Source organism: Myxococcota bacterium (assembly GCA_035498015.1).
In the GTDB taxonomy this organism is placed as follows: Bacteria; Myxococcota_A; UBA9160; order SZUA-336; family SZUA-336; genus VGRW01.
The window spans coordinates 1-3,671 of record DATKAO010000170.1 but is presented as its reverse complement, the minus strand read 5'-3'; the positions used below and the strand labels follow the sequence as shown (position 1 = coordinate 3,671).

Below are 3,671 nucleotides of genomic sequence, written 5' to 3'. Positions count from 1 at the left end.
GGCCGGTCTGCAGGATGTAGGTGAGCCAGCTGCCGTCGGGCTGTCGGTCGGCCCAGGCCAGCGCCGCGTGCGCAGGTCGCGGGCCAGCGCGCGCGCTTCGTCGGCCTTGCCCCCGCTGGCGAGCGCCACCACGCGGTCGATCGCCATCGACACGCGCGTCTGTCCCGGGTCGGTGCGCGCGATCGCCTCCGACAGCGCGTCGGCGGCGAGCTGGTACTGACCCGTGTAGTGATACAGGCCGGCGAGCTCGGTGTAGTTCGCGGGGTCCTGGTCACCGCCCTCCACCAGGTCGTTCATCTTCACGATCGCGCGCTGGTAGGTCTGGAAGTGCCAGTCGCGCTGCACGTCGATCATGGTGCGCGCGTAGTCGGGATCGGCGAAGATGCGCCAGCTGAGATACCAGCTCGAGCGCGTGTTCTCGCCCGAGAAGCGCAGCAGGATCTCGAGCTTGGTCCGGTCGAAGAGCTCGCTAGAGCCGAAGCTCTTGTAGGTCAGCTCGAGGCTGTCGGGCAGCGTGGCGCCGGGGAACGCCAGCGGCTGGCCGGTCTGCAGGATGTAGGTGAGCCAGCTGCCGTCGGGCTGTCGGTCGGCCCAGGCCAGCGCCGCGTGCGCAGGCAGGCCGATCATCTGGGCGTTGCGGCCCTGGCGCTCGGCGATCTCCTGGTCGAGCTCCGACAGGTCGTCGCAGTCGCCGCGCATCATGCCGCCCGCGGTGGTGGCGAGTGTCTGCTCGGCGGTCTGGTGGATGTCGCCGCTCACCGTGCGCGTGCCGAGCAGCGCCGGGTTGCGCGGGTCGGGGCTGTCGAAGGCGTAGATCAGGAGATACTCGCCGATCAGGTCGAGGTGCGCGGCGTCGGGCAGCGCGGCCGCCGCCTCGGCGTAGAACTTCTCCGCTTCCTTCGGCGAGCCACCGGGGGCCGGGTGCACGACACCGAACCGTGTCGCCAGCGCGAACAGGTCGCCGTTGGGCGCGGTGACCAGCACGTGCGGCGGCAGCGCGTCCGCCAGCGCCGCCCACTCGACGCCCTCGCCCTTGGTCGGGAACGCCGCGCGCCAGCTGACGTCGTCGGCGCTGAGTCCGTGGGCAGGGTCCCAGGCCGCCAGCCGGTCCGGGCCGGCGTAGACCTCGGCCGACTCGAAGCGCGCGGCGTCTCGCAGCGGGTCGCTGCCGACCGGCAGGTGGACCACCAGCCGCGTGCTCTTGCCGTTCGTGTAGTACGCGGGCGGCGCCGCGATGCGCGAGTAACCCACGCGGCGCGGGGTCGCGAGCGTCCAGATGCGCGTGCCGTAGGCGTCTTCGACCAGCTCGAAGGTCGAGTCACGGCTCGCGTAGCGCGCCACGGGCCGGAGCTTCTCGGCCTCGAGCACGGCGCGGCGCAGCTCGTCGCAGGGTCCCGCCGGCGCACCGAGCGCGGCCAGCCAGCCGAAGCGCACCAGCCGCCGCACGAAGCTCGGCGGCGCGTAGTCGAGATTGGTCTGTGTGTCTTCCAGCGGGATCTGCGCCAGGATCGACGCGACCGCGGGCCGGCTCTCCGGCTCGAGCTTGGCGCGCGGGAGTGACTCGATCACGGCCGCGATCGCGCGCTCCACGCGCTCGCGCGCCTGCGCGTGCTCCTTGCGGCTGCGGGCCGCGAGGTCGGCGCGGCCGATCTCGCGCAGCACGCCCTCACGGATCACGTACAGGTGCGAGCCCACGAGGTAGCCGCCCGAGAGCTCCTCTTCGTAGAACACCAGATCCTCGGCGTGCAGGCCGGCATTCCGCGCGTTCAGGAGCATCTGCGGCAGGTCGCGAAGCGGATCCGTATTCGAGGGCGCGAGCAGCCCCCAGCTCGAGTGCAGCGGCCCGAGCTCGGTCTCGAGCTCGAGCCAGTCGCGCTCGCGGGCGCGCAGGATCGCGTACTCCACCCCCGAGCGCGCGCGCCAGCACACGCGCTCGCCGCAGGGCACGAGGTCGTCGCGCGGCGGCAGCGCGCCGGCCAGCTCGGCGCCCTCCAGCATGCGTGGCGGCGGCGGCTCGGTCGGCCCGGCGGGCGGCGGCGCGGGCGCGGCCGGCTGCGGCGGCGCCGGCGCGAACGGGGCGCAGGCCAGGAGCAGCACGGCGAACAGGAGCGCGAGGCGACGCATCGCCACGGGTACCTTACTGGCTCGCCGTGAAGTAAGCTCCGACGCGCCCTCCGCTGCGGGGAGAAGATGAAGGTTCCCGGCCTCTCGCTGTATCACTTCGACGGCTGTCCCTACTGCGACCGCGTGCGCTCGGCCATGACCCGGCTGTCGCTCGAAATCGAGCTGCGCGACATCCACCAACAGGCGAAGTACCGCGAGGAGCTCGTCGCCGCCACCGGCCGGCAGATGGTGCCGTGCCTGCGCATCGAGGACGGCGGCAAGTCGCGCTGGATGCACGAGTCGGCCGACATCGTGCGCTATCTCGAGACGGAGGTCGCGGGGAAGGGCTGAGGCCCGCGCCCCGCCGCACCGTGCTCGACTCACCCGCGCGCGTCCAGTTCGGACGGATCGCGGCGCTCGCCGACGCACGCATCGACCTGGCCGAGGCGGCGCTCTGGATCGCCGCCGAGGAGTATCCCGAGCTCGACGTGCCGGCCTGCCTGGCCCGGCTCGACGACCTGGCCTCCGCGGTGGCCTCGCGAGTGACTCGCGCGCCGAGCGCGCTGGAGTGCGTGGAGCGGCTGAACGACTTCCTGTACCGGGAGTGCCGCTTCCGCGGCAACCGCGAGGACTACTACGACGCGCGCAACAGCTTCCTGAACGACGTGCTCGAGCGGCGCACCGGCATTCCGATCACGCTCGCGATCGTCTGGGTCGCGGTGGCCGGCCGGCTCGGCGTGCCCGCGCGCGGCGTCGGATTTCCGGGTCACTTCCTGGTGCGCGCCGGCGGCGTCGAGGAGATCCTGGTGGACCCGTTCGCGGGCACGATCGTGACTCGCTCGGACTGCGAGGCGCGGCTGCGCGCCGCGGCGGGCGCGGACGTGCCGCTCGATCCGAGCCTGCTCGAGCCCACGCCCCCGCGCCAGGTGCTGGCGCGCGTGCTGCGCAACCTGAAGCAGATCTGGCTGGCGCGCGAAGACTGGCAGCGCGCGCTCGACTGCACCGAGCGCATCCTCATGCTCGCGCCCGAGGCGCCCTTGGAGCTGCGCGACCGGGGACTCATCTTCGCACGGCTCGAGTGCTTCTCGGCCGCCGAAGCCGACCTGCGCAAGTTCCTGGCGCTGGCGCCCGGTGACCCGGGCGCGGAAGCGGTGCGGGCCCAGCTGGTGGAGCTCGCGCGCAGCGCGCCGCGCCTCCACTGACCGACTCCTAGTCCTCCGGGCGTCCACGGAAGCGCTGCAGGTCTCTGCGCTCGCGCTTGGTCGGGCGGCCCGCGCCGGCCTCGCGGCGCGGCATGCGCGCGGGCCGCGGCACCGGCGGGGGCGAGTGGTCGTTGAACAGCGTGCGCGCCAGCGCCGGCGACTGGCGCTTCTCGGCCAGCCCCGTGACTTCGACGATCCGCAGCCCGTGGTCGGCCTGCACGCGCACACGATCTCCGACCCGGACCGCGAAGTGCGGCTTCACGCTCTCGTCGTTCACCCGCACGCGCCCGCCCGCGCAGGCCTGGGTGGCCTGGGTGCGCGACTTCAAGATCCGCGCCGCGCACAGCCAGCGATCGATTCTGACCT

Annotated in this window: 4 protein-coding genes; 2 read left to right on the top strand and 2 right to left on the bottom strand. The window is 73.1% G+C overall.

All coding sequences use genetic code 11. The features are described from left to right. Nucleotides 1–2,124: hypothetical protein (locus VMR86_15025; protein HTO08357.1), on the bottom strand; the 2,124-nt coding region annotated here is incomplete at its 3' end. 66 nt (nt 2,125–2,190) lie between these two features. Here VMR86_15025 and VMR86_15020 point away from each other — a divergent pair. Further along, nucleotides 2,191–2,454, top strand: coding sequence for a glutathione S-transferase N-terminal domain-containing protein (locus VMR86_15020; GenBank protein ID HTO08356.1), 264 nt, complete (start codon nt 2,191–2,193; stop codon nt 2,452–2,454). Nucleotides 2,455–2,474: 20 nt separating this feature from the next. After that, complete coding sequence (locus VMR86_15015; protein ID HTO08355.1) at nt 2,475–3,305, top strand: tetratricopeptide repeat protein; 831 nt, start codon at nt 2,475–2,477, stop codon at nt 3,303–3,305. Nucleotides 3,306–3,312: 7 nt separating this feature from the next. Here VMR86_15015 and VMR86_15010 read toward each other — a convergent pair. Next, nucleotides 3,313–3,671 (bottom strand): RNA-binding S4 domain-containing protein (locus VMR86_15010; GenBank protein ID HTO08354.1); only part of this gene is annotated, 359 nt, incomplete at its 5' end.